The sequence below is a fragment of the Streptomyces sp. NPDC023573 genome (assembly GCF_055559735.1).
Genome location: NZ_JBVHKB010000002.1, coordinates 91558 through 114499 on the forward strand (window position 1 = coordinate 91558; position 22942 = coordinate 114499).

At 69.9% G+C, this 22942-nt stretch carries 24 protein-coding genes and 2 pseudogenes; 6 read left to right on the top strand and 20 right to left on the bottom strand.

The window, feature by feature from the left end:
- Window positions 1-27: 27 nt before the first annotated feature.
- Window positions 28-1212, bottom strand: coding sequence for a hypothetical protein (locus tag ACZ32T_RS06850; protein WP_467268137.1), 1185 nt, complete (start codon window positions 1210-1212; stop codon window positions 28-30).
- 417 nt (window positions 1213-1629) lie between these two features.
- Here ACZ32T_RS06850 and ACZ32T_RS06855 point away from each other — a divergent pair, with 417 nt between their 5' ends.
- Window positions 1630-2910: a benzoate/H(+) symporter BenE family transporter gene (locus ACZ32T_RS06855; RefSeq protein WP_467365736.1), complete on the top strand. Its 1281-nt coding sequence runs from the start codon at window positions 1630-1632 to the stop codon at window positions 2908-2910.
- A 35-nt stretch (window positions 2911-2945) separates the two neighbouring features.
- Here the strand turns inward: ACZ32T_RS06855 and ACZ32T_RS06860 are convergent, their stop codons facing one another.
- Window positions 2946-3380 (bottom strand): VOC family protein, encoded by a 435-nt coding sequence (locus ACZ32T_RS06860; protein ID WP_467268141.1) that lies wholly within the window; start codon window positions 3378-3380, stop codon window positions 2946-2948.
- An 83-nt stretch (window positions 3381-3463) separates the two neighbouring features.
- On the bottom strand, window positions 3464-4171 hold the full coding sequence (locus tag ACZ32T_RS06865; protein WP_467268386.1) for a 2-phosphosulfolactate phosphatase: 708 nt from the start codon (window positions 4169-4171) through the stop codon (window positions 3464-3466).
- A gap of 400 nt (window positions 4172-4571) precedes the next feature.
- Here ACZ32T_RS06865 and ACZ32T_RS06870 point away from each other — a divergent pair, with 400 nt between their 5' ends.
- Both ACZ32T_RS06870 and ACZ32T_RS06875 read left to right on the top strand, forming a co-directional pair.
- A complete protein-coding gene (locus tag ACZ32T_RS06870) occupies window positions 4572-5816 on the top strand; it encodes a S1 RNA-binding domain-containing protein (RefSeq protein ID WP_467365738.1) in 1245 nt (414 codons plus the stop codon).
- Window positions 5817-6150: 334 nt separating this feature from the next.
- Window positions 6151-7071, top strand: coding sequence for a hypothetical protein (locus tag ACZ32T_RS06875; RefSeq protein WP_467365740.1), 921 nt, complete (start codon window positions 6151-6153; stop codon window positions 7069-7071).
- Window positions 7072-7083: 12 nt separating this feature from the next.
- Here the strand turns inward: ACZ32T_RS06875 and ACZ32T_RS06880 are convergent.
- A pseudogene (locus ACZ32T_RS06880) lies at window positions 7084-7221 on the bottom strand (MmyB family transcriptional regulator); the annotation flags it as partial.
- 216 nt (window positions 7222-7437) lie between these two features.
- Here ACZ32T_RS06880 and ACZ32T_RS06885 point away from each other — a divergent pair.
- Window positions 7438-7662, top strand: coding sequence for a putative quinol monooxygenase (locus tag ACZ32T_RS06885; protein WP_467365742.1), 225 nt, complete (start codon window positions 7438-7440; stop codon window positions 7660-7662).
- Window positions 7663-8019: 357 nt separating this feature from the next.
- Here ACZ32T_RS06885 and ACZ32T_RS06890 read toward each other — a convergent pair whose 3' ends face one another.
- A complete protein-coding gene (locus tag ACZ32T_RS06890) occupies window positions 8020-8439 on the bottom strand; it encodes an ATP-binding protein (RefSeq protein ID WP_467365744.1) in 420 nt (139 codons plus the stop codon).
- A gap of 328 nt (window positions 8440-8767) precedes the next feature.
- On the opposite strand from ACZ32T_RS06890, the gene ACZ32T_RS06895 reads away from it, so the two are divergent.
- Both ACZ32T_RS06895 and ACZ32T_RS06900 read left to right on the top strand, forming a co-directional pair.
- A complete protein-coding gene (locus ACZ32T_RS06895) occupies window positions 8768-9619 on the top strand; it encodes a DUF5753 domain-containing protein (protein ID WP_467365745.1) in 852 nt (283 codons plus the stop codon).
- 10 nt (window positions 9620-9629) lie between these two features.
- Entirely contained in the window at window positions 9630-9821 is a 192-nt protein-coding gene (locus tag ACZ32T_RS06900) for a hypothetical protein (RefSeq protein WP_467365747.1), read from the top strand.
- On the opposite strand, the gene ACZ32T_RS06905 is transcribed toward ACZ32T_RS06900, so the two are convergent.
- The 15 genes and pseudogenes from ACZ32T_RS06905 to ACZ32T_RS06975 all read right to left on the bottom strand — a co-directional run bounded on the left by ACZ32T_RS06905 (window position 9809) and on the right by ACZ32T_RS06975 (window position 22845).
- The gene (locus tag ACZ32T_RS06905) at window positions 9809-11098 is read right to left on the bottom strand and encodes a hypothetical protein (protein WP_467365748.1); all 1290 of its coding nucleotides are present in this window, start codon (window positions 11096-11098) and stop codon (window positions 9809-9811) included. The genes ACZ32T_RS06900 and ACZ32T_RS06905 overlap by 13 nt on opposite strands.
- A 43-nt stretch (window positions 11099-11141) precedes the next feature.
- On the bottom strand, window positions 11142-11738 hold the full coding sequence (locus ACZ32T_RS06910; protein ID WP_467365750.1) for a GNAT family N-acetyltransferase: 597 nt from the start codon (window positions 11736-11738) through the stop codon (window positions 11142-11144).
- A gap of 37 nt (window positions 11739-11775) precedes the next feature.
- Entirely contained in the window at window positions 11776-13041 is a 1266-nt protein-coding gene (locus ACZ32T_RS06915; RefSeq protein ID WP_467365752.1) for a hypothetical protein, read from the bottom strand.
- A 150-nt stretch (window positions 13042-13191) separates the two neighbouring features.
- The gene (locus tag ACZ32T_RS06920; RefSeq protein WP_467365754.1) at window positions 13192-13851 is read right to left on the bottom strand and encodes an OmpA family protein; all 660 of its coding nucleotides are present in this window, start codon (window positions 13849-13851) and stop codon (window positions 13192-13194) included.
- Window positions 13851-14465, bottom strand: a complete 615-nt coding sequence (locus ACZ32T_RS06925) for a hypothetical protein (RefSeq protein ID WP_467365756.1) — start codon at window positions 14463-14465, stop codon at window positions 13851-13853. The genes ACZ32T_RS06920 and ACZ32T_RS06925 overlap by 1 nt, the downstream gene beginning before the upstream one ends.
- Window positions 14465-15073, bottom strand: a pseudogene (locus ACZ32T_RS06930) (pilus assembly protein TadG-related protein); the annotation flags it as partial. The pseudogene ACZ32T_RS06930 and the gene ACZ32T_RS06925, both read right to left, overlap by 1 nt.
- Window positions 15074-15111: 38 nt before the next feature.
- Window positions 15112-15339 carry a hypothetical protein gene (locus ACZ32T_RS06935; RefSeq protein ID WP_467365758.1) on the bottom strand — a complete coding sequence of 76 codons (228 nt, stop codon included), beginning with the start codon at window positions 15337-15339 and terminating at the stop codon, window positions 15112-15114.
- Window positions 15340-15876: 537 nt separating this feature from the next.
- A complete protein-coding gene (locus tag ACZ32T_RS06940) occupies window positions 15877-16764 on the bottom strand; it encodes a DUF5936 domain-containing protein (RefSeq protein ID WP_467268166.1) in 888 nt (295 codons plus the stop codon).
- Between the two features lie 13 nt (window positions 16765-16777).
- Window positions 16778-17713 carry a type II secretion system F family protein gene (locus tag ACZ32T_RS06945; RefSeq protein WP_467268168.1) on the bottom strand — a complete coding sequence of 312 codons (936 nt, stop codon included), beginning with the start codon at window positions 17711-17713 and terminating at the stop codon, window positions 16778-16780.
- A gap of 10 nt (window positions 17714-17723) precedes the next feature.
- On the bottom strand, window positions 17724-19061 hold the full coding sequence (locus ACZ32T_RS06950) for a CpaF family protein (protein WP_203182205.1): 1338 nt from the start codon (window positions 19059-19061) through the stop codon (window positions 17724-17726).
- 31 nt (window positions 19062-19092) lie between these two features.
- Window positions 19093-19500 (bottom strand): TadE/TadG family type IV pilus assembly protein, encoded by a 408-nt coding sequence (locus ACZ32T_RS06955; protein WP_467365760.1) that lies wholly within the window; start codon window positions 19498-19500, stop codon window positions 19093-19095.
- Window positions 19501-19506: 6 nt separating this feature from the next.
- Complete coding sequence (locus ACZ32T_RS06960; protein ID WP_467365762.1) at window positions 19507-19911, bottom strand: pilus assembly protein; 405 nt, start codon at window positions 19909-19911, stop codon at window positions 19507-19509.
- A complete protein-coding gene (locus tag ACZ32T_RS06965; RefSeq protein WP_467365764.1) occupies window positions 19908-21182 on the bottom strand; it encodes an AAA family ATPase in 1275 nt (424 codons plus the stop codon). Before ACZ32T_RS06965 ends, ACZ32T_RS06960 begins: the two co-directional genes overlap by 4 nt.
- Window positions 21183-21189: 7 nt before the next feature.
- Window positions 21190-21894, bottom strand: coding sequence for a Flp pilus assembly protein CpaB (cpaB, locus tag ACZ32T_RS06970; RefSeq protein ID WP_467268177.1), 705 nt, complete (start codon window positions 21892-21894; stop codon window positions 21190-21192).
- An 84-nt stretch (window positions 21895-21978) separates the two neighbouring features.
- On the bottom strand, window positions 21979-22845 hold the full coding sequence (locus ACZ32T_RS06975) for a hypothetical protein (protein ID WP_467365766.1): 867 nt from the start codon (window positions 22843-22845) through the stop codon (window positions 21979-21981).
- Window positions 22846-22942: the final 97 nt, after the last annotated feature.

The window sequence follows — 22942 nt, forward strand, 5'->3', positions numbered from 1 at the left end:
CGCGGCGCGTGGGTCCGTGGGCCCGGCTCACGGCGGTCCCGGCCCCAGCAGCGTCCATGCCCCGTACGCGGCGGAGCCGACGGCGAGCACGGCGACGACGGTGCCCGTGCGTGCCGTACGCAGTCGCGCCAGCGCGACGGCGGGCGGCAGGAGCAGCGGGAAGGCGGGCATCATCAGCCGCGGGCGGGAGCCGAAGTAGCCGGAGCCGATGAGCGAGATGACGACGGTCGCGATGCCGTACACCAGCACGGGGAGCGGCTGTCGCTGCCGTACGCAGAGGAACACCAGCCACCCGAGCAGTCCCAGGGCGGCACAGAGCCCGAGCGCGGCGGGCAGCGGCAGTCCGGCGATGAACACGGCCAGTGCCCGGCCGCCGTCGATGCTGTTGCCCCACTGCGCCTGGACGTCGAAGTACGCGAACGGGCTGCCCTCCCGCACGGCGACGAAGACCACATAGGCCAGCCATCCCAGCGGTGCCAGGCAGACCCCCAGCAGCATGCGCGCGTTCCGGCGTGCCGATCCCCGCCGTTCTCCGGCCCGCCACTCCCGTACGAGGACGACGGCGGCGCCGATCGCGAGCGCCGCGATGAGCGCGGCGGCCGAGGGCCTGGTCAGCCCGGCGAGCACACATAGCGCGCCCGCCGCGATCCAGCGGTCTCTGAGCGCGGCGTACAGGGACCAGGCGGCGAGCGCGGTGAACAGGGTCTCGGTGTACGCCATCGACTGGACGAACGCCGTCGGGTAGGCGCCCCAGAGCGCGGCCAGCACCACTCCGGTCCGGCGCCCGTACAGCCGCGCTCCGACGGCGAAGATGCCCCAGGCGGCGACGAGCCCGGCCACCCAGGCGACGGCGATCCCTGCGCCCTGGACGGTGAACGGGGTGACCGCGGCGACGGCCCGTTCCAGGGCCGGCAGGAGCGGGAAGAAGGCCAGGTCGGGGTGGACGCCGCCGTCGGGGAGGGTGACGGTGTAGCCGTAACCGTCCTGGGCGATCCGCTGGTACCAGACGGAGTCCCAGCGCCCGCCCAGCAGGTGCGGGGCGTCCTTCCCGGCGGCCGACGCCGAAACCCAGAAGACGAGGAGCCCGACGGCCCTTACCGCCGCGTAGGCGCCCAGAGCGGGTGCGGCGGTGGCGAGCAGGGCCGTGGCGCGGGGCCGGGTGCTGAGGGGTCCGGGCGCCACCGGGCGGTCGCGCGTCTGCTGATCGGGCATGCGGCCGATTATGGGCCCGCCGCTCAGGGGGGCGCCAAGCCGGGCCCGGTGGCGACCCCCCTCCGGCCCGCAGGCCCTGGCGGGCGGGGCCTACCGGACGGCGGGTCCCCGGACGGCGGGTCCCCGGCCGGCGGGCGGGGCGGCCGTGCGGATCACGCCGTGGGCACGCGTCCACCTTCCGTCCGGGGCCCGGCCCGGGGCCGTGGGGGTGCGCCGGGACCGGCGTCGATCACCTGCGGCACAGACATCAGGGGTACGGCGGCGCCCCGCACCCGGTCGCTTCCCGTCTCGCGTACCGGACCCGGTGAGGCGGGCGCACCACGTCGTGCTTGGGTTTCGAGCGTCCGTACGACCTGTACGGGGCCCGGACCGTGGAGCGGCGGGGCGTGGGACGGCGCGGAAGAGGGGCGACAGCGGATGACGGCCGGTTCATCGGTACCGACGGCGGGGGAACGTGCGGAGCAGCCTCCGCCCGTGACGCCCTCCTCCCGCCCGCGGCTGGCCCGCGACCTCTCCCTGTCGGCCGTGCTCGCCGGTGTCGTCGCGGTCGTCGTCTCCTACTCCGGCCCGCTGGTCATCGTGCTCTCCGCCGCCCGCGCCGGACATCTGGACGCCGGGCAGACAGGTTCGTGGATCTGGGCGATCTCCATCGGCAGCGGGCTGACCTGTATCGCCCTCAGCCTGCGCACCCGTATGCCGGTGATCACGGCCTGGTCCACCCCGGGCGCCGCGCTCCTGGTCACCAGCATCGGCTCGTACGCGTACGACGAGGTGATCGGTGCCTTCGTGGTGTCCGGGGTCGTGATCGCGCTGATCGGGGTGACCGGTGTCTTCGGGCGGCTGATGCGGCTCGTGCCCGGCGCGGTCGTCTCCGCCATGCTCGCGGGCATCCTCTTCTCCTTCGGCGCGGATGTGTTCACGTCGCTGGAGCACACGCCGGTCATCGCCGGGTCCGTGCTCCTGGCCTATCTGCTGGGCAAGCGGTGGCTCCCCCGGTACGCCGTGCTCCTGGCGCTGGTCGCCGGGGTGGCGTGCAGCGCCGCGAGCGCGAAGCTGCACGTGCGGCTGGACCATGTCGGGCTGGTGCAGCCGGTGTTCACCACCCCCGCGTTCTCCGTGGCCTCACTGGTCGGCATCGCGGTCCCGCTGACCCTGGCGACGCTGGCCTCCCAGAACGCGCCGGGGGTCGGCGTGCTCTCCGCGTCCGGCTACCACCCCGACGACCGTCTCCTGGTCGGCTCCACCGGCCTGGTCTCGGCCGTGCTCGCGCCTTTCGGCTCGCACGCGGTGAATCTCGCGGCCATCACCGCCGCCATCTGCACGGGGCCCGAGGCCCACCGCGATCCCCGGCGCCGCTACGTCGCGGGGGTGGCCTGCGGCGCGGTGTACCTGGTGGTCGGCGCGTTCGGCTCGACCCTCGTGGCGTTCTTCGCGGGGCTGCCGAAGGAGCTGGTCGCCGCACTCGCCGGCGTCGCGCTCCTCGGTGCGCTGTCCGGCGGGCTGACGGGCGCCGTGCGGGAGGAGAAGGACCGGGAGGCCGCGTTGATCACCTTCCTGGCCACGGCCTCCGGAGTCACCCTGTTCGGCATCGGCTCGGCATTCTGGGGGCTGGTGTTCGGCGTCGCCGCGCACCTCGCGCTCAACGGCCGCCTCCGCCGCGCCGGTTCCCCTCCCGAGGACCCCGCACTGCGCCGGTGACCGTCCCCGATCTCCCACCGACCGCCCCCACCCGCTCAGTCGAGGCAGAACTCGTTGCCCTCGATGTCCTCCATCCAGAGGCACGACTCGTTGAACTCGTCGGCGACCAGCAGCCGCACGCGCGTCGCGCCGAGCGGGATCAGCCGCGCGCACTCGGCCTCGAGTGCGGCCAGACGCTCTTCGCCCACGAGCCCGGTGCCGACCCGGACGTCGAGGTGCACCCGGTTCTTGACGACCTTGCCCTCGGGAACGCGCTGGAAGTACATGCGCGGGCCCACACCCGTGGGATCCATGCAGACGAACCCCGCCCCCTGACGCTCGGGCGGCAGCGTCCGGTCGTACGCGTCCCACGTCGCGAACCCCTCCGGGGGCGGCGGTACGACGTATCCCAGCACCTCGCACCAGAAGCGGGCGACGCGCTCGGGTTCCGCGCAGTCGAAGGTGATCTGGACCTGTTTGATCGTCGGCATCGGCCCACCTTAAGGGCGAGGCCCCGCGCGGTCCACGGTCTTTTCGAGCGCCGGGCCCGCCCCCGGAGCACGCGGTGCGGGGGTCAGGCCGCCGGGCCTTCTCCGGCCGGCGTAGGCATCGCGTGGGGGCGCAGGACCATGAGGGGGCCTTCCGAGGCCGCGACCATGGCAAAGGGGAACCGGTCGACCTCCAGACAGAGCGCGACGTCATCGGGGTGAACTCCTTGGCGCACCCCGTCGGCCAGTTCGGCGGCGGCGCGCGACCCGGCGGCGCGGCGGACGTACTCGGCGGCGTCCGTCGGCCCGGCTTCGACGGCCCTGCGTGCGATGTACTGGGCACATGCCAGGTCCTCGTCGGCTTGCCCGTCCTCGCCGGTCACCACGAACGTGACGCTGTCGCTCTTCCGCGTCCGCAGGAGCTGAGCCGTCGCCCCCGCCACGACGAAGCCGGCGCACAGCACCAGCGACGCGTCCCGGACGGCAAGGGCGCCGACCGTACCTGCCGTGGTCTTCTGCACGACGGTCCGTCCGCCGAGGTCGACGGACCGCAGCAGGCCGGGCGAGTTGACGGCGTCGAAGCCGGGCGCGGACGGACCGTCCTTGATCGCCACCCAGTCCGGGTGGCGCGCCTTGAGCGCCAGGGCTTCGTCGAGCGACCCGGCGAGAACGATCTTCTCCGCCCCCTGGGCGAAGGCCCACGCGGCCACGGTGTAGGCGCGCATGACGTCCACCACGACCGCCACGGAGGGGACTTCGGCCAGATCAGCGATTCCGAGAAAGCGGGAGTCCATCCGGTCATGATCGCGCATGCCCGGGCCGTCGTACCCGAATCGCGATGCGCATCACATCAGCCGTTCGGCACGCTGCCCTTCCCGCTGTCCGTCGCGGGAGCGGCGATGTCCACCCTCCTGCGCCGCCCTGGCGGCGTCGGTCGCCGGTGCGGACCGCCCCCGGTCGGCGACCGGTCGGTGCAGATCCGCGGTGGTGGCCGCTACCGCAATGAGCTACCGAGGGCAGCGCATCATCCTCACCTCGGACTCCGACTGCATGCTCAGGCTCTGTGGCGACAGGGTGCGCGTCGAGGGCGTTCGAGTATCCAGGTCCGCGCGGCATGCCCTCGCCACTACGGGGGCCTTCGGTCGGTCGAAAACACCTCGTGGCAGAGCCCGCCCGTGCTGGACGATGGGGACCGTGCTCCTCTACGTCCATCGCGTCACCACATACGACCCTGCCGACCGTGACCAACACGGCCACTACACCGGCGCCGAGGACACCGTCAGCGACCACGGTCCGGTCGAGGACGCCTACCTCCGGGCAGTCGAGGCGTTCGCCCTGGCCGCCGGCATCGACCGACTGACCGTACGTGAGCCGCAGGTGCCGTGCCTCACGCACTTCGGCGCCGAGCCGCCGAGGGACGGCTTCGGGCTGGACGGTGTCCTCCCCGGCGGCCTGGCCGGCTTCCGCGACGGTACGGAGGTGCCGCTCGGCGTCGCACTGGAGCTGGTGCGGGTCATGCTCCGCGACGGGGGCGCCTGGTGCCGGCTGGAGGTGGAGGGTGCGTTCGCCGTGCACGTGGGCCGGGACCAGTACGTCTACATCGGCAGCGACCGGCCCTGCGAGCAGCCGCTGGCCCGGACCCGTGCCCTCGGACTGTTCGCGGAGCGCCTGGACGCCTCGCCGTACGACGTGGAGGCCGACGGGCATGACGTCCAGCGGCCGGGCGACGACGACTTCTGGGACGCCCTGCGCCGGGCGGTCGTCACGGGTGGCGCCGGCGTCCTGGAGGAGATGTACGTCGAAGGCGCTTCCCGATGGCACCGCCTCAGCCTCGGCACCATCGACACGGTTCGCGCCGGGCTCGCTCCCCGTGCGCGGCTGGCCGTGTGGCCCGGCCTGTCCTGTGACGTCGGCGCGGTCCTCGCCGACCTGCCCGCCGAGGGCCTCGTCGAGTGCGTCTGGCAGGACAAGGGCGGCCGGATCCGGAGCGCGGTCGCCGACGAGGAGGACTTCCCGGCGCTGGTCCAGCGGGTCTCCGGGGCCGACGCGGCAACGCTGCTGCCCGTGGACGCCGATGCCCCGGGGCCGCTGTTCACGGCTGTCGTGCCGGACAGCGACGGAGTGGTACGCGCCCGATGGCGGACCGAGCCGACGCCGGCTGACCGCCGCTGGGCCTTCCTCACATCGCTGCACCGAGGTGACGTCGTGACCGGCCGGGTGACGTGCATCGCCAACTTCGGCATCTACGTGGACATCGGCGGCTTCGCGGCGCTGATCAACATCCCCGAGCTGTCCTGGCGGCACATCGACCACCCGTCGGAGGTGGTGTCCCTCGGTCAGGAGATCAGCGCCGAGATCCTCGGCATCGACCTGACCCGCGAACGGGTGACGATGTCCCTCAAAGCCCTGCACCGAGATCCGACCGCAACGACGAGGTGAATGAAAAAACCCTGGCCCTCCACACGCCTCAGGCAGCGCACAGCCGGTATCGCCAGCAGCAGGGCGCAGGCGATGAGCGCCATGGACGCCGACACGTGCAACAGTGGACGGCCCCCCACGATGGCCGCGAGCGGAGCGGCCGCCGCCTGGCCGACCGGCTTCATTACCAGCGAGCCGGCCGCATCGTACGCATGCACAGGCGGCCGCCACTCTCGCGCCCTGACCGGCCTCGATCAACGCGATTCCTTCCGCGGGCCCGCACCCGGCCTCACGGCGACCCAGGTTGTCCACAGGCCACATACAACAGCCCGGTTACCGCGGGATCCTCTTCTCCATGACGGGAAGCCTTCATCCATTCGCCCGGCGGGGCATTCTGCTCACCCGGGAGGTCGTCACGGCCGGCGTGACACCACGGCAGTTGAGTCGTGCGCTGAACGCAGAGGATTGGCAGCGTGTCGCGCGAGGGGCCTGGGCCGCGCCGGGCATCGAACTGACACCATGGGTGAAGGCCCGTGCCGTGCAGATACTCCACCCGGAGCTGATCCTCAGCCACCATGCCGCAGCCTCGCTCCATCACGTGCAACTGTTGCGGGAGACGGTGGAGTTCACAGACCCCGGCAGCCCCGCCAGTCGGCGCCATGGTTTCGTGGTGCACCGCATGCCTCTCGCCCCGGCCGACATCTGCGTACGCCGCGGGCTGCGGGTCACCACTCCGCTGCGTGCCCTGCGCGACCTGCTTCTGTCCGGCCCGAGGGATGAGGCGCTGGTCGCTGTTGACTCCGCTCTGGGCACGCGTGTGGTGGCAGGAGTCCGCCGGCCGCGCCTGGTCACCGCCGACCTGCTGACCGCCGCCTGCACGACGCACCAAACCCGTCGCCACCTCGCACTGCGGGCGGAGGAATGGCTGGCCCTGGCTGATGAGGGGAGCGACTCACCCGCCGAGACGGTCGCCCGGTTGCGGATGCACGACGCCGGCCTGCACCCGGTCAGCCAGGCGGAGCTGCTGACACCCAACGGCCGCCGCATCCGAACCGACTTCCTTTTCGTCCGGGAGGGCGTGGTGGTGGAGATCGAGGGCTACGCCTATCACGGCAGCCGCGAGGCCCACCGTCGCGACCTGGTCCGCTTCAACGCGCTGAGCGCCTGTCCCGGCGTGCGGCTGATCCTCCGCTTCCCCGCCGTGGCGGTGTTCCGAAATCCCGACGTCATGCTCAGCGAAATCCGTGCGGCGCTGGCGAGTTCGGTGTTCACGTGAGGCGGATCTGCCGGGCGTGGCCGGGGGAGCCGTTGCGCCCGGGGAGTCTGCGATCAAGGTCCGGGCCAGGTCGTTCCAGGCCAGGATGTCCAGGCGGCGTCCGATGAGGTAAGCGGGAACGGATACGAGGGCCCGGAGGACCTGACTCACCTCGGGGCCAACCTGCTGCAAGCGGCTGGGGCGCTTGCGTGCGCTGGTGGGTTCGGCAAGGTTTCACCGCCGTGCCGCTCTGCCTGGCTCTGGCAGACCTAGGCAGGGCGGGCCCGGGCTGGGTGGAGCTCTGGGTGGACCCGGGCCGGGTGCGCAGGATGGACCTCGTTCGCCGGCGAACCAAAACACCAACCGCGCCAGCCCAGGAGTCATCCCATGTCGAACACACTCGCGATCTTCGCCAGCTTCACCGCCAAGCCGGGCCAGGAGCAGCGTCTGCGCGACGAGCTGGACGCGATGGTTGCACCCTACATGGCGGAGGAGGGCTGCATCGGTTACCAGCCGTTATCCGACCCCAGCCGTAACGACCGCATGATCACCGTCGTGGAATGGGCCAGCACCGCCGCCTTGGACCACCAAGCATGTCGCGCAGGCACTTGACGTGATCCTCGCCGAGCCGTTTACTCTGCGCCGCCTGAGCGACATCCCGGACTGCGACCCCCGGTTCAGCGGGCCGTCCGCGACGTTGTGTCCCGTGAGGCCTACGGGACACGGCCTCGCGGACCCTGCCCCTGCTCATCGGATTCGGGAGCAGGACGCAGACAAGCACCTGAACCTCACCAGTCGCCGACCGGTGGGAAGTTACGGACACCCATTCCAGACATAGAGGACACCTATCCGTCCGTAACCTCCCATCACCCCCTTCCTCGTCGCGAGGGGACGGCCCGAGAGCCGTCCGTTGCGGGGGGCAGGGCCGGGCGCCGCCCACCGGGGCAACCGCCCCCGCGACTCCCCACGTCACTGCGGGAGGAGGGCCCAGGACCTCATGCCCTGGTGGGGCGGCCCCGCCTCACTGACGCCCCACTCGCCGCCCCAGTCGTCGACGACCGCCGCCAGCAGCCAGAGGGCGCGGCGGCGTCGGGTCGCGCAGAGAGCGAGCGTGTCCGGGTCGGCGTGGCGGGGGTGCTGGTCCCACAGGACGAGGCGGAGGGCGTCGTCGCGGTGGCGGAGGGAGAGGTAGAGCTCACGGCCGGGGGTCAGCGCGGCGTTCACGGCGATGAGTTCGGTGACGGCGAGCGTGACGGGCCAGGCGTACGAATGGAGCCCGTACGCCGGCAGCGAGGCGGCGACAGCGCGCCGCCCGACCGCCGCGCTGCGCGGGTCGCCGGGCAGGGTGAGGCTGAGGACGAGCCCGGGGGCGGGAAGGGGCTCACTCACGGGGCACAGCGCGGCGGCGGGTGAGGGCGGTGGTGCGTACGGGTGCATGGCTGACTCCCTGGTTCTCAAGCTGAGTTGACGGGGTCACCGTCGCTGCGGTTGAGCTGTGGCCTGTCTCCCTGGCGCGGGCCTGCCCCTCCCAGGGCAGGAGGTTCGGGCAGGCCTGCGCGATGCACTTCGGCTCTACGCGGCGTGTGCGGTGCGTCACTCAACGTAGATCAGGCGTGGCACCTGTGTCACTAACTTGGAGGCAATTGCCTCCGGACGGGTGGACTTGGTTTCCACGTCAGCGGCAGACTGTTCCTACCGTTGGAGGAAGAAGAGGCCCATGCCGAGCAGTTCCACACCTACCGAGCGGCAACGGCGTCTTGGCGCCGAGCTCCGAAAGATGCGCACCGCCGCCGAAGCTACGACCGCGTACGCAGCAGGCTTGCTGGGCGTCGACAGGACGAAGATCTCCAACATGGAGGCCGGCGTCCGGCCCGTAGCGCCGGAGCGGGTTCGTACTCTCGCCTGCAACTTCGCATGTTCCGACGATCGTTACGTAGAGGCTCTGGTCGAGATGGCCGAGCAACGCGAGCGTGGCTGGTGGGAGCAGTACCGGGGCACTCTGCCTTCGGGGCTGCTGGACATCGCCGAGCTTGAATGGCATGCCGGGCGCATCCGGACCGCGCAGACCGTCCACCTGCCGGGCCTCCTTCACACCGATGGGTACGCGCGTGCCGTGTTCGGCGCCGTACTGCCCGCGCTCTCACGGCTGGAGATCGAGCTGCGCGTGACCCACCGCATGGACAGACAGCAGGTGCTGGACCGCGAGGACCCGGCGGACTACGTCGGCTTCGTGCACGAGGCCGCTCTGCGCATGCAGTTCGGTGGCCGCGAGGTCATGAGGGAACAGCTCGTACACCTTTGCGAGGCGTCAGAGCGCAGGAACATCCAGCTCCGAGTCATCCCAGTGGACAGGGGAGCTTTCCCTGGCGCGGGACACGCACTTCTCTACGCGCACGGTGTCGTATCTCAGCTGGACACGGTGCAGCTGGACTCCGCCCACGGCCCGGAGTTCATGCACGCCGAGGCGCAGCTCACCAAGTACCGGGCCCACCTGGACTGGATGGAGGAAGCGGCCCTGGGCGCAGCCGCATCACGCGACTTCATCCATGCCGTCGCACGTCAACTTTGAGGAGTCCACCATGGTCGAGATCAACTGGGAAGAGCCCTATTGCGGTGAGGGAAACAATTGTTTCCGGCTCGGGACGGACACCGAAGGCAACGGCTACGTCGCCCTCGTGGGGGCGGAGGATCGTTACCTCACCGACAGCCGCGAGGCCCTACAGCAGATGATCCGGGACATCAAGGCCGGCAAGGCCGATCACCTGCTGTAGGCGGCACCCGCGCCCCCCTCGGCCGGGCGCCTGCGACGGCTCAGGAGCTGCCAGGCGCCCAGGCCCAGGACCAGCACGGTCCCGGTGCCGATCCCGGCGAACCCGATCGCTCGCATCGTGACGTCCTCACCGCTGCCGGGGCCCGTGTCGCCGATGCCGAAGCCTGCCGCTTCCGGGTCACCGTCGTACGACGGGCCCGGCTGTGCCGCCCCCTTGCGGGTGACGTTCAACGTCATGGGGACACCGCGGGAAACCTTCGGGTCGAGGGTCACCTGGACGTAGTACCAGCCCTGGAACCTCATCGCCGATTCCGCGGTCGTCTCGCCCTCGAACCGGTTCGCGTAGGCGGCCGGGGCCGTACCGAGGTCGACGCCTACGGGGGCGCCCCCGTAGGCGATGCTCTTGTCGGAGACCGGGCCACGCGCCGTGTTGTACAGCGCGAGGCGCAGCCCGTTGACGGTGAAGGACGAGCCGTCCGCGGGTCCGTTGGCCAGTTGGGCCCGTAGGAAGAGCTGCTGTCCCCAGGCGACCGGCACCTTGTAGAAGCGGCTGTCCCCCGGCTTGAGGTCGTCCCGCCAGGTGCCCTCGTCGACGGCTGCCGCGTCGTTGAACCCCGTGCCGCCGCTCACCTTCTGCGGAGTGCCGTCGGGCGGGGACGGTGCTTTCGAGCTCCAGGACGTCGGTGTCTGGGGGGCGGCCGTACCGGGCTTGAGTCCCGGTTCCGCCATGTAGGTCAGCTCGATCGGCCACTCGGCTCCGCCGCCGGTCTTCGTACCCACCCGTGTCACTGTGTAGAGGTAGTCCCCGGCCTGCCGGCAGGCACCCGCGTCGTTCTTGATGCGACGTGACGCGTAGCCGGCGATCGGACGGGTGGTGTCATCGCCGAAGTACGCGGCCGGACTCGAACCGCACGGGGTGCCGGTGGCCGAGGTCAGGTCGACCTGGATTCCGTCGAGGATGCCGCTGCCGGTGCCGGGGGGCGGGGCGAGCACCGTGGAGACGAACGCGTCGGAGGTGTCGTCCAGCCGGACCCGGTAGTACTTCTTCTGCCCCGGACCGATGGTGTCCGAGTAGACCTTCGACCGTTCCAGCCGGGGCCCGTCCGCGCTCGACTCCGTGCCGGTGACGGGCACGGACCCGTCGGCCGGCCCGTACGAGGCGGCACCGCTCCCCGGAGTGTCGTCCGCACGCGGGTGGGCGGCAGCGGGGACCGTCAGAAGCAGTGCGCAGAATACTGCCGCCGCGCCGACGGGGGCGCCGGCTCCTGGCCTCGACATCGATTCGCTCCGACGTGGGCGCGTGCCGGGTGGCGGGCTGTGATCAGCCGGCCGGTGGGGTCATGGATCCGGTGGTCCGGCGGAGGGGTGACTTCGAGGTGCGGTCGGCCGCGAGGTAGACGGTGTCCACTCCGGCGGCACGGTCGTCCTTGAGGTGGAGGATCGTGGAGAAGCCCAGGCGGTCGAGGAGTTCGAGATGGCCGGTGTTGGTGGACCACGTACGCAGCACGATCCACGGGGGCAGGGACGCCGGGAGGTCGAACATCTCCTGGTAGAGGCCGCGCGCGATGCCGTGCCGCCGGTGGTCGTGTCGTACGGCGATGGTGCTCACGTACAGGCAGGGACTCAGGTCGGCGAAGCGCGGGTCCCGGTGGTTGCTGCGGAAGGAGACGAAGCCGGCGGGCCGGTCCTCGTACCAGGCCATGATCAGGTCCTGCTGGAGCATCTCGTCCAGGTAGCCGCTGCCGGAGTCCGCGTCCTCCGGCTCGCGCTCACGCAGATCGGAGACGGCGGTGCCGCCGCGCAGGGTGAGGGGGGGTACGAAATCGCCGGCGACCTCCGCGAACATCTCCGTCAGCTCACGCAGCCGGTCGTCGGGGATCTCCCCTGGCCGGTACCACCCTGTGCTGATGTCGCTCACGCCACTCCTTCGCCGGACCGGCTCGGGGCCGGGCCGCTCAGGGTCGTCGGCGCCGTGTCCTGAACCGTCGGCGCACACGGGTGAAATCTACTGCGAACAGGGCCCAGAAACCAAGCAAGGGGATCACCGTGGCCGCCACATGCAGCAGGGTGAACCCGACATCGGTGAGGGAGGGGACGAGACTGGCTATGCTGGCGGCAGCCGAGATGGCGAACAGCACCTGCACGCGCCGTAGTTCGGTCTCGTTGTTGAAGTCGGCCAGCTGGCGGGAGTGGTTCTCGAGCGCGTGCAGGAGGCCCATGGCGGTCTCCTTGTGCCTGCGGACCTTCAGGTTCGTTTCCAGGTACTCCGCGACCCGGAGCAGGGCAGGGTCCTTGAGCATGACATCGAGGTTGTCGATCTCCGACAGGTCCTGCACGAGGGCGGTCTGGTTCGCGGACAGGACGTGGGCGCCCGCCAGCCGCCTGCCCGCGCCGCCCTGCTGTCCGCGCGGGTCATGGGCGTTGATCCACAACTGGCAGACGTACCACTGGGCGTGGACCAGGTTCAGCAGGGTGGTGACCGTCTCGGCATCGGCGACTGTCGCGCCGGGCTCCGCCCTGATCACCGTGGACCATCCGGAACTGGCGACCTCCAGTCCCCGGAATTTGAGTGGGGCGGCCAGTCCGTCCTCCGGGAGGTCGGCGCCTCCGTCGGAGAGCCAGAGCAATTCCCGCACCCGTGCGTCGGGGAGGTCGTCGATGTCGCCGATGAAGCACAGGCGGAAGTCGTGGAAGGAGTAGCAGAATGGCCTGGGCTCGATGATGGCGGACACCCCCGCCCGCAGCGCCCGCACGGCGGATCCGTGCGCCTCGGAGGCGCTGGACCGCACACCTGGAGGGATCCGGAGATCCAGGTTCTCGCTGAGCGCGTGGCAGTGCTCGAGATAGGGCAGGTAGTCCCGGTTCTTCCACTCGACCAGGTCGTCGTAGAAGCGCTCGACCTCGGCCACGCCCTCGGTGAGGGTGAACATGTAGTCGACCGAGACCACACCGAGCCACGGATACATCCGCATCCGGCAGTCGAAGGACCACTTGGCCCTGGCGAGTACCGTCTCGCCACCGGGCAGTGCGCACGAGAGAACCGGTGCGTGTCCGGCAAGATACGATAAGTTCCAGCTGCGTAGCATCGTCATGTCTACGTCCACGGAACCGTGCCGGGCCTCCATCACCGCCATCAGACGCCTGGTGTCGGTGATCGTCCCACCGAGGTCGTACTTGATGGGCACGAGAACCCTCAGCCCCGTCGCACCGTGGGCATCCACGGAACCTCCCCCGATTCGGATCTCCCAGCCGCGCGCAGCGCAGACGCACATCATACGACCGGTGGACAAAAATTCCCTCAACTAGCGCTGAGTGAAGGTCATTTGAGGTAGGTCCGGTGAGCGCGGCGGGACATGAGGGACGGTGGGTTACTACGACGCGCCGGCGCGCTGGAAGGTGACCTCGACGCGGCGGTTCTTCTTACGGCCCTCTTCGGTCGTGTTGTCGGCGATCGGGTAGTCCTCCCCGTAGCCGCGGATCTCGAAGGTGACGTTCGGGAGCCCCGGGGAGAGCACTCCGGACACGGCATCGGCCCGCTTTTTGGAGAGGACATCACCGTGGGCCTCGGAGCCGAGGTCGTCGGTGAACCCGAAGACACGGACCTTGGTGGCCTTCTGGTTCTTGATCTCCTGGGCGATCGCACTGATGCGGGCATTGGCCTCACCGCTCAGCTTCGCGCTGTCCTTGCCGAAGAGCACCTCGGCCTGGAGGGCGAAGGTGATGTCCACGTTGGTGTCCTCGCGGCGCTCCTCACCGCCCAGGTCCTCGACGACGGACTTGATGTCGAGGACGCGGACGTCCCCGAGGGTCGCACCGTCCCCGAGCATCAGGCCGGGCGCGTTCGCGTCGACCTCGACGGGCGGCGAGGCGGAGGGGACAGCGGTGGGGTTGTCGTCGGCCGTTGCGGGGGTGGCTCCCCAGAGCGTCGATGTGCCGAGGACCATTGCCGCAGCGGCGGACAGCCCGACGCGGAATCGGAGTGCGCTTCGGGGTGCGGCTCGCGTGGGGGTAGGTGGCTGCAACACGGTCATCACCCCGAGATCTTGATCGTCGCGGTGGGCATGGTGGGGATCTGGAAGTCGACGTCGGTGACCTCTGCCGGCGGAGCGGGGAACTGGGCGAAAAAGGGTGCCTCTTCGTCTGATTCGAGTCCATCGAACTTCGTGCACAGGCACCGGCCGTCAGTGTCGCGCAGGATCAAGTAACGCTTCTTGCCTGCCTGGTCCACCAATGCAGCGCCGGCCATGGACGCGCCGTTGCTCGCAAGCTCCTGCTCAAGCCCTTGCCATCCGACAGCAGCCCAGATCTTCTCGGACCCGTTCTTCACCCGCCCCTTGACCGTGACGAACCCGCCTGATTCACGCTCGACCGAGCTGACGATGACCTCTACGCCGTCCTTGCCCTTGATCGTGGCCAACACCTGGCTTTCGTCCACCGCTTCGGGCTCTGGGGCCTCATTCTTCTGGCTGTCGGGGAAGGTGGAGGATTCCTTGGGCTTGCCCTCCGACTTGTCCGCACCCCCGTCGCCACCACATGCCGTCAGCACGACAGCCATGGCTACAGAGGCAGCCGCCACAGCGGCCTCCTTGAAGCGAATCCGGGTCATGGCTGCACGCATCGGCGTGGTCCTCTCGATGTCGTTCATCACTTGTCGGCCAGGTGGACGGAGAACAGGTCTGCCAGGTCCGGCAGCAGGTGGAGGTTCTTGGGGTCGATATCGAAGTCCAAGTCTTCGTCATCGCAGACGGCTTTGTACGCCTTCTGCTCCTCGGACTCGTCCGTGTCGTCGTCATCCGTCGGAGGGCTTGGCGCGGGACGTGTGTCCTCTTCGATACGACAGCGCGGTTCGATCACCGCTCGTGCGGTTGCCTTGGCCTGAGTCGTCGTAGTACTGGGAATCACCGAGTCGCCGACGGGCTCGTTCGTCTCGACCGTGACGGTGTACGAGACCTCTGGCCAATCGACCGCGTGGCAGTCCCCAGCCCCACTCAGGTGGGCATCGTTCTCGGCAGCCAGCCTGGCGGCTGCGTCACAGGAGCCCGAGAAAGCTCCCTGCCCAGTCAGCAGGTCGTCCCACTCGTCCAGGTTGAAGACTCCGGGCCAGCTCAGTTGGTCGCGCGCGTCCATCGCCGCCGCGAGCGCCGCGGCATCCGCGGCGGTCTGGGCCTCGTTCTTCTTCACCGAGGCCTGGCCGACGGCGAAGTAGGCGAACGCAAGGAAGAGTAGGCCTGCCACCACCGCGATGTAGATGGGGAAGGCCTGACCTGACTCGCGAGCCCGTCCGGCCGCTACTAGCCACCCGTGATCTTGTTGACCTGGGCGGTGATGGCAGTCGCAATCGTGGTCCCGAGGTTCGTCGTCATGAGCACCAAAATGATCGCCACAACCACCACGATGATGCCCAGGTACTCCACCGAGCTCTGCCCCCGGTCCCGGTCCGCCCGAGCCTTCACGCGCTCGACGGACGTGTTCGCCCAGACCTTGGCGTTGACGGACGCCTTCAGCATCAGCTTGCTCATGGTGTTCCCCTCCGGGTTCGGCCGGCCGGTTGCCGGCCGATGCATAAGACTCTGTGGCGCCGCGCCCGTTTCCGGCTTCCTCCAGGCCGGTGCCGTTTGCGACGTATGAAACGTTAAGGCGGATACCCCGCCCGCCGCAGGCCGTCCGGGCCCAAAGCCGGAACCGGAAAGCGCGTTGGCCCGATCGTGTCGGCCTCGACCCGGTTCGCGTTGCCGCGTTCGCGCCTGATCTCCCCCGTTCAGCCATGGCGATCCGTCCCCCGCGCCCCAAGCCCCGTTACGCGCGCCGTACCGCGCCGGCAGGCCATCGGTTCGCTGAGTTCCATGACCCTCGCCTCCCTCGAACTGACGCTGGTTTCCCACCCGTTGGGAATGCCTACCCCGGTACGGATTCCTTCAGCCGAAGACTGTGCCACAACAGGTTGCAGTCGCGAAAGAGTCCCTCCCCCCGGATGCGGCGGGGAAAGGTTTCGGTGCGGTGACGCGGGCTCGGCTGCCCGGCCGCCCCTGTGCGGGAACTTCGTCGTCAACACTCGCTCACTCCCCCGTCAGGGATCCGAAGTCGGTGCCAGATCCGAGCAGCATGGCGGCGCCCATGAGGATCACGGTCGCGGGGATCATGAAGGTGGTGACCATCAGGGTGGCCTTGGGGACGGCCTTGGCCGCTCTGCGCCGGGCGTTCTGCGCGTCGGTGCGGCGCATGTCATTTGCGATGGCGATGAGGGTGTCGACGATCGGTGCGCCGAGTTCCTCGCCCTGCTGGAGTGCGGTGACGAACATGGCGACCTGTTCGGAGTCGTTGCGCCTGCGCAGTTCGTCGAAGGCATTGCGGCGGCTGATGCCCATGTCCATCTGGCGCAGGGTGATGCGCAGTTCGTCGGCCCAGGGGCCTGTGTACTTCTCCGACACCCGGTCCAGTGCCTGCCGGAAGCCGAGTCCGGCGGAGACGACGACGGCGAGGACGTCCAGGAAGTCGGGAAGCGTGCGGTCGATGTCGTCCCTGCGTTTACGGATGGCGGCCCAGATGCCGACCTCGCCCCAGAAGAGGCCGAAGGCGATCATGAGGAGCGCCATGAAGAACTGGCCACCGGCGAACATCGCGAAGGCCGCGAAGGCGCCGAGGCCGCCGTACACGGCTCGGCGGGCGGCGTAGCGGTCGATGGTGAGGCCGTCGGGGTTGCCCGCCATATCGATCTTGTGGCGTTTCGCGCTGACCTTCTTCGGCCCCATCAGCCGCAGGACCAGCGGCGCCCAGCGCATTCCGAGCCGGTCGAGGCCGGAGCCCACCGCCGTGGTGCGGGTCGAGCCCACTTCCAGGGCCAGGGCGAGGTCGCTGGGGAGGGTGGCCTCGGCGCGGTACATCCGTACGCCCTTGAACACGCCGAGGACACTGAGGCCGACGACGAGAGCGAGCAGCAGTTCCATATCGGTCCCCTCCTCAGATATCGATCTTGGAAATGCGGCGGATGGCGATGAACCCGACGGTGTACAGGCCGAGCGAGAGGACGACGGCGGCCTGTCCGAGGAACGTTCCCGTCATCCTGTCGAGTGCTCCGGGGAGGATCGAGTTGATGAGGAGCATCGCGCCTACGCCGATGGCGGGGACGGCGTATGCGGTGGCGGTGATCTGCGAGAGCTGGGTGCGGACCTCGCGCCGGGTCTCCTTGCGCTCCTCCAGGGTGATGGTGAGGTTGCGCAGCGAGGACACGACCTGGCCGCCGGCCCGGTTGGAGAGGATGAGGGTGGCGACGAGGACGACCAGTTCGCGGGAGGGCAGGCGGGTGGCGAGCTCGTCCAGCGCGTCGTCGAGTGTGCGGCCCACGCCCAGCTGGTCGGCGACGATGCGGAGTTCGTCACCCGCCGGCGCTTCGAGTTCGTCGGCGGCCATGGCGATGGAGGTGCGCAGGGAGAGCCCGGCCTGGGTGGCGTTGGCCAGCACCCTGGAGATTTCCGGCAGCTGGCTGATGAAGGCTTCGGTGCGCTTGGTGCGGTGCCAGTTCAGGAAGGTGTCGGCGGCCCAGATCCCGGCGAGTCCGGCGAGCGGGCCGAAGAACGAGGCCAGGACGGAGGCCGCGATCAGCCAGACGGCCGCCACCCCGGCCACGACGTAGAGGAAGTACTCGCCCGGAGTGACGTCGAGGCCGGTGGCCGCGAGCTTCAGCTCGATCCTCTTGCCCAGTCTCGTGCGGCGCAGCCGGCGGTCGACCCCCCGGAAGCGGCGCTGCGGGCCCATCTCGATCTGGCCGGTCGCGGAGAGCCGGTCGACGAGGGCTTCGCGCTGGGCCTTGCCCGAGGTGTAGGCGTGCAGGCCCAGAACGGCGAGTACGCAGCACAGCAGCGTGACGCCGAGGGTGAGCGGTGCGAGGTTGTCCATGGCGGGGTACCTATCTGGCCTCTCGGGTGGCGAGGTATTCGTCCGACGGGGCGACCCCGAAGGCCTGGGGGATCGGCTGGCCGGCCATGTAGAGCCGGTCGGCGATGCGACGCGGGAGCGGGAGGGCCTGGAAGTCGCCGTGGATCCGGCCGTCGGTGTCCATCGGCCGGGCGTCGAACCGGGCGACGGTGACGATTCTGTACGGGTCACGGCCGTGCGAGTCGAGCACCGCGATCTCGGTGACCCTCCTGCTGCCGTCGGCGTGCCGGGTCAGCTGGACGATCACGTCCACGGCGCTGTTGATCTGGTCGTGCAGGGCCTCGAAGGGGATCTTGATCTCGGACATCGAGGCGAGGGTCTGGAGCCGCATCAGCGCGTCCTCGGCGCTGTTGGCGTGGACGGTGGCCAGCGAACCGTCGTGGCCGGTCGACATCGCCTGAAGCATGTCGAGCGATTCGCCGCCCCTGACCTCACCGACGACGATCCGGTCGGGGCGCATGCGCAGGGAGTTGCGGACCAGGTCGCGGATGGTGATCTGGCCCTTCCCCTCCACGTTCGGGGGACGCGACTCCAGCCGGATCACGTGCTTCTGCTGGAGCTGGAGTTCGGCGGAGTCCTCGATGGTGACGATCCGCTCGCCCTCGGGGATGAGCCCGGAGAGCGCGTTGAGCAGCGTGGTCTTCCCGGTGCCGGTCGCGCCGGAGACGATCACGTTGAACTTCGCCTGGACGAGTCCGGCGAGCAGCAGCAGCATGTGCTGGTCCAGCGAGCCGAAGCCGATCATCTCCTGGAGCGAGAAGGACCGGGGGAAGCGCCGGATGGTGAGCGTCGCGCCGGTGAGCGAGAGCGGCGGGATGATGACGTTGACGCGCTCTCCGCTGGGGAGGCGGGCGTCGACCATCGGATTGGCCTCGTCCACCCGCCGGTTGACGGTGGAGACGATGCGCTCGATGGTCTGCATCAGCTGCTCGTGGCTGGCGAAGCGCAGGGGCAGCTGCTCGACCCTGCCCGCCCGCTCGACGTAGATCTGGTCGGGTCCGTTGACCATGATCTCCGTGATGGAGGCGTCCTCCAGGAGCGGTTCGAGGACACCGAGCCCGAGTGCCTCGTCGACGACGCGCCGGATGAGCTGGGCGCGTTCGAGGGTGGAGAGGACCGGGCCCTCACGGCTGATGATGTGGCCGAGGACGCGTTCGAGCCGGGCGCGGCGGTCCGCCGTGGCCAGCGACGACATCTCCGCGAGGTCGATCTCCTCGAGGAGTTTCGCGCGGTACGTCGCGACCAGGTGGCCGTCCTCCCGTCCCCCTCCGCGCTCCTCGGGGGCGGTGATGCGTGCCCGCAGGCTCATGGGTGGTACTCCTCGGATGGGATGGGGGCGCCTAGTCGCGCGGCATGGTGGCGGACTTCTCGACCGTCCGGTCACCGAGCAGGCCGAGCAGGATGTCCGGGATCCTGACGGTGACCGTGACCGTGACGGCGTCGCCGCCCGCGGGCGGCGAGATCTTGGACCGCTCGGCGACCCAGCCGGTCATGGACGCCCTCCCGACCTGCGCGTAGGACCCGGACACGTCCTCCTGCGCGGCGGTACGCGCGGCTGCCCTGGCCGCGGTGCCCGCCTGCTGGGCGGTGTAGGCGATCAGGCCGAGCTGGATGCCGGCGAGACCGATGAGGATGAGGACGGGGAGGAAGCCGAGGTACTCGATGGCGGTCGAGCCGCGGTCCCTCCCCCTGGTCCTGGCCCGTCCCGGTCTCCGTCCGGCCGCGCAGGGGATGCGTACGGGTGCCATGACGCGTCACTCCCCTTCCGCTGCCGCGCCGGCCGTCGCCGTGACGGGGATGGGGAGGCTCGCGAAGCCCGGGAAGAGCACGGGGGCCTCCAGCCTGACGGTGGTCCTGACCACGTCGCTCCCCCCTGGTTGCCCGCAGTCGACGTCCAGGTTCCCTTCCCAGGCGCCCGGGAGCCGTTCGAGCACGGCGGCCCGGCAGCTGGCCGCGCTGTCCCCGACCGCTGCGCGTACGCCTTCGTCCGCCGCCCCGCTCGCCAGTGTGAACGTGTAGCCCACCAGGACCGCCTGCCAGAGCAGCACCAGGGTCACCAGGATGATGGGCACCATCCCGGTGAACTCGACGCTCAGCTGCCCGCGGTCGCGTCTCAGCCGTGTCCGTATCCGGCCGGGTTCTCCCGCGTCGCTCGTCACTGCCGGCCTCCCCCGCCGGTCGTGCCGCCCTTGCGCTTACGGCCCCCGATCGAGCCCCGGTCGCCGCGCGGCATGCCGCCGCGCGCCTCCGCCCCCTGCGGGGGCTTCACGAGTCCGAGCTCTCCCGCCAGGGCCCAGAGGGCCTGCTTCACGGTGGAGCGTGGGTCCAGCTCGTGCATCCGGCCCGAATCCACGACGCCCTGGAGCTCCTTGAAGTTCGCCGGGACCGCCGTGCCCGCCATCCGGGTCCCGGTGATCCGCTGGATCAGGGCGGGCTGGATCTCCGTGTTGCGGTTGAAGCGGTTGACGAGGATCACCGTCTCCTCGGCCTTGCGGACCTGGAGCCGGTCCCACAGCCGCACGATGCGTTTGGCGCCCCGCACGGCGACGACGTCGGGCGTCGTCACCAGCACGGCGGCGTCGGCCATCTCGACCGCCGCTGCGTTGGCCCCGTTCATCTGGCTTCCGCAGTCGATGACGACGATCTCGTAGCGCGAGCGCAGCGCGCTGACGATCTGGCGGGCGGACCGGTCGCTGACCTCTTCGCCGCGTTCGCCCTCCCCGGGCGCCAGCAGCAGCGCCAGGCCGGTGGTGTGGGAGAACACGGCGTCGGACAGGACGCGCGGTGATATGTCGGTGATGGCCGCGAGGTCGACGACGGAACGCCGGAACTGCACGTCGAGGTAGGCGGCGATGTCACCGGTCTGGAGGTCCAGGTCGACGAGCGCGGCGGTGTGCCCGGACGCCTGTGCGGCCAGGGCCAGCTGTACGGCGGTGACGGTCGTCCCGACCCCGCCCTTGGCCCCGGTCACCGTGACGACCGTCCCGCCGGGGCCGGCGAACACATCGCCGCCCGCCCCGAGATGGCGTCGCACGCCGGTGGACCACTGCGCGGCGGCCTGCACGCGGTTGGCGAGCTCCTCGTAGCTCAGGGGAAGGGTGCCCAGGCCCCGCGCTCCCGCGTCCATGGCCGCGGCGAAGAGGCCCGGGCTCGCGTCGGCGGTGATCAGCACGACACCCACGGCGGGGAAGCGCAGGGACACCTCCCGGATCAGCTCCAGGGCGGGCACAGGGCCGATGCCCTCGTGGACCAGGACGACCTCGGGCAGTTCCTCGATGGCCTCGCCGGCGAGGCGGGCGAGGGTGTCGATGAGCTGCGTCGAGTCGCCGACCGGAGCGGCGGGCTCCGCGTCGGGGAGCTGGCTGAGCAGGGTGGTCACGGACCTGGCCGCGTCGGGGTCACCGACCGCCGGGAGGATTCTGGTGGTCATCCGATCCTCACTTGTCCTTGTCGAGCGTGTAGGTCCGGTCGCCCGGGCGGATGGTGCTGTCGCTGCCGGGGGCGATCAGTGCGAGACGTACGTGCTGGGCGAAGGACTCCGCGTACGCGACGCGCTGGGTGTCGAGCGTGTTGAGCGCGAAGGTGATCGGGACGGCCTCGGTCGCCTGGTTCCTGTCGTCCTTCCTCGGTTCCAGGGCGGTCAGTTCACCGACGTCGAGGACCTTCGCGTTGGAGACGATGACCTTGGACTGGGATGCCTCGCCGTCCCGCTCGCCCGCGAACGTGGCGTAGATGTTGACCTTGTCGTTCGGCCGGATCTTGCCCGCGACTCCCGTCGCGGCGTCGATCATGATGGCGATCTCCTGCTCGCCCGGCTTCAGCTCCGGGCTCCTCACCATCATGTCGGACTGCATCAGGGAACCCTTCTGCAGCTCGGTGACGGCGATCTTGCCGTCGATCTCGTCGATCTCCGTGACGGCGTTGTCCGACAGCCAGCGTTTCGGCATGGAGACCTTCTCGAACTGCCCGGCGGTCAGGTCCGTGTACGGGGCCACGTTCTCCTTGAGCCGGTAGGCGTCGACCTCGGGCCCGACCTTCGAGTTGACGTCGCTGATCACCGAGAGCACCCCGGCGAACGCACCGAAGGCGCACAGGACCGACAGGAGCAGGAGTATCACGCCGCGGCGCTGGCGGGAGTTCATGGGCCGGACAACCTCGTTCGATTCGGATGCGTGGAGGGGCGGACGGAAAGGGATGCGCGGTGTCCGCGGAGAGCCCCGGGCATGCTAGGTGCTCGGTGGCGCGGCCGCGCCGAGGCTCAGGACACCCGGGGAGCGCATTCGGTTCTCCGGCGGTGCCAGCGGGGAGGAACAGAACCCGCAGCGGTCGCCGATGAGCTCCATTCCGCACCAGTGGCAGCTTTCCCGGCGCACGGAGGAAACGAGCTGGTAGATCACGGAGATGTCCGGAAGGAAGGAGGCGAATTCCACCAGCTTCCCGGTGCCCCACCAGCGTGGCGATCCGGAAGGCAGCGCACACTCCCCAACGGCCTGTACCCCCCATGCCGGGGCCAGGGTCTGCTGCACCCATTCCGACGACAACTGCCCTTTGGCGACCAGGAGTTGGGTGGCGAACGGCGGACCGGCCGGCAGTTCGGCCGAGGGGCCGATCCTGATCAGCTGAGGGCTGGGGCCGGCGAGCACGGCGAACTGGGATCCCGGCAGCCAGGACTTGGCGTGGGTCTTGAGGCTGACGGGGACCCTGTCGAGCCTGGCCACCGAGTTCAGCAGGGCTCCGGCGTAAATGTAGTGGGCGAGCAGCCGGGCCGCCGACGCCACCACTCCCGGGCTGAAATCGCAGATGGAGAGCTGGCGCAGCTGCCGAACGAGGACGGCCACACCGAGTGGGGGCAGGTCCGTCCTCAGCAGGGCGATGCGGTCGCTCTCCAGGACCGAGCGGATGGCATGCAGTCTGCGTTCGTGTGCGGGGCTGATGCCGGCGGGATAGACGGCGATCACATAACCGTGCTGCTCCAGGAGCAGGTTCATGTCACCGATCGCGAGATCGAGGGGCTGGGCTTCGGGTGCCTGCAGCAGGGCCGCCGTGGGTGTCTGCTGATCGGTCGGCGGTAGCACGAGATCAGCACTGGTCACTGCTATTGCGGTCGGCACGCTCTTCCCCGTTCCGGCTCCGGCCGTAGTCGGGGGGACTCCGGCCGTAATCGCTCCTGCTCCGCGCTTCTTCCCCAGC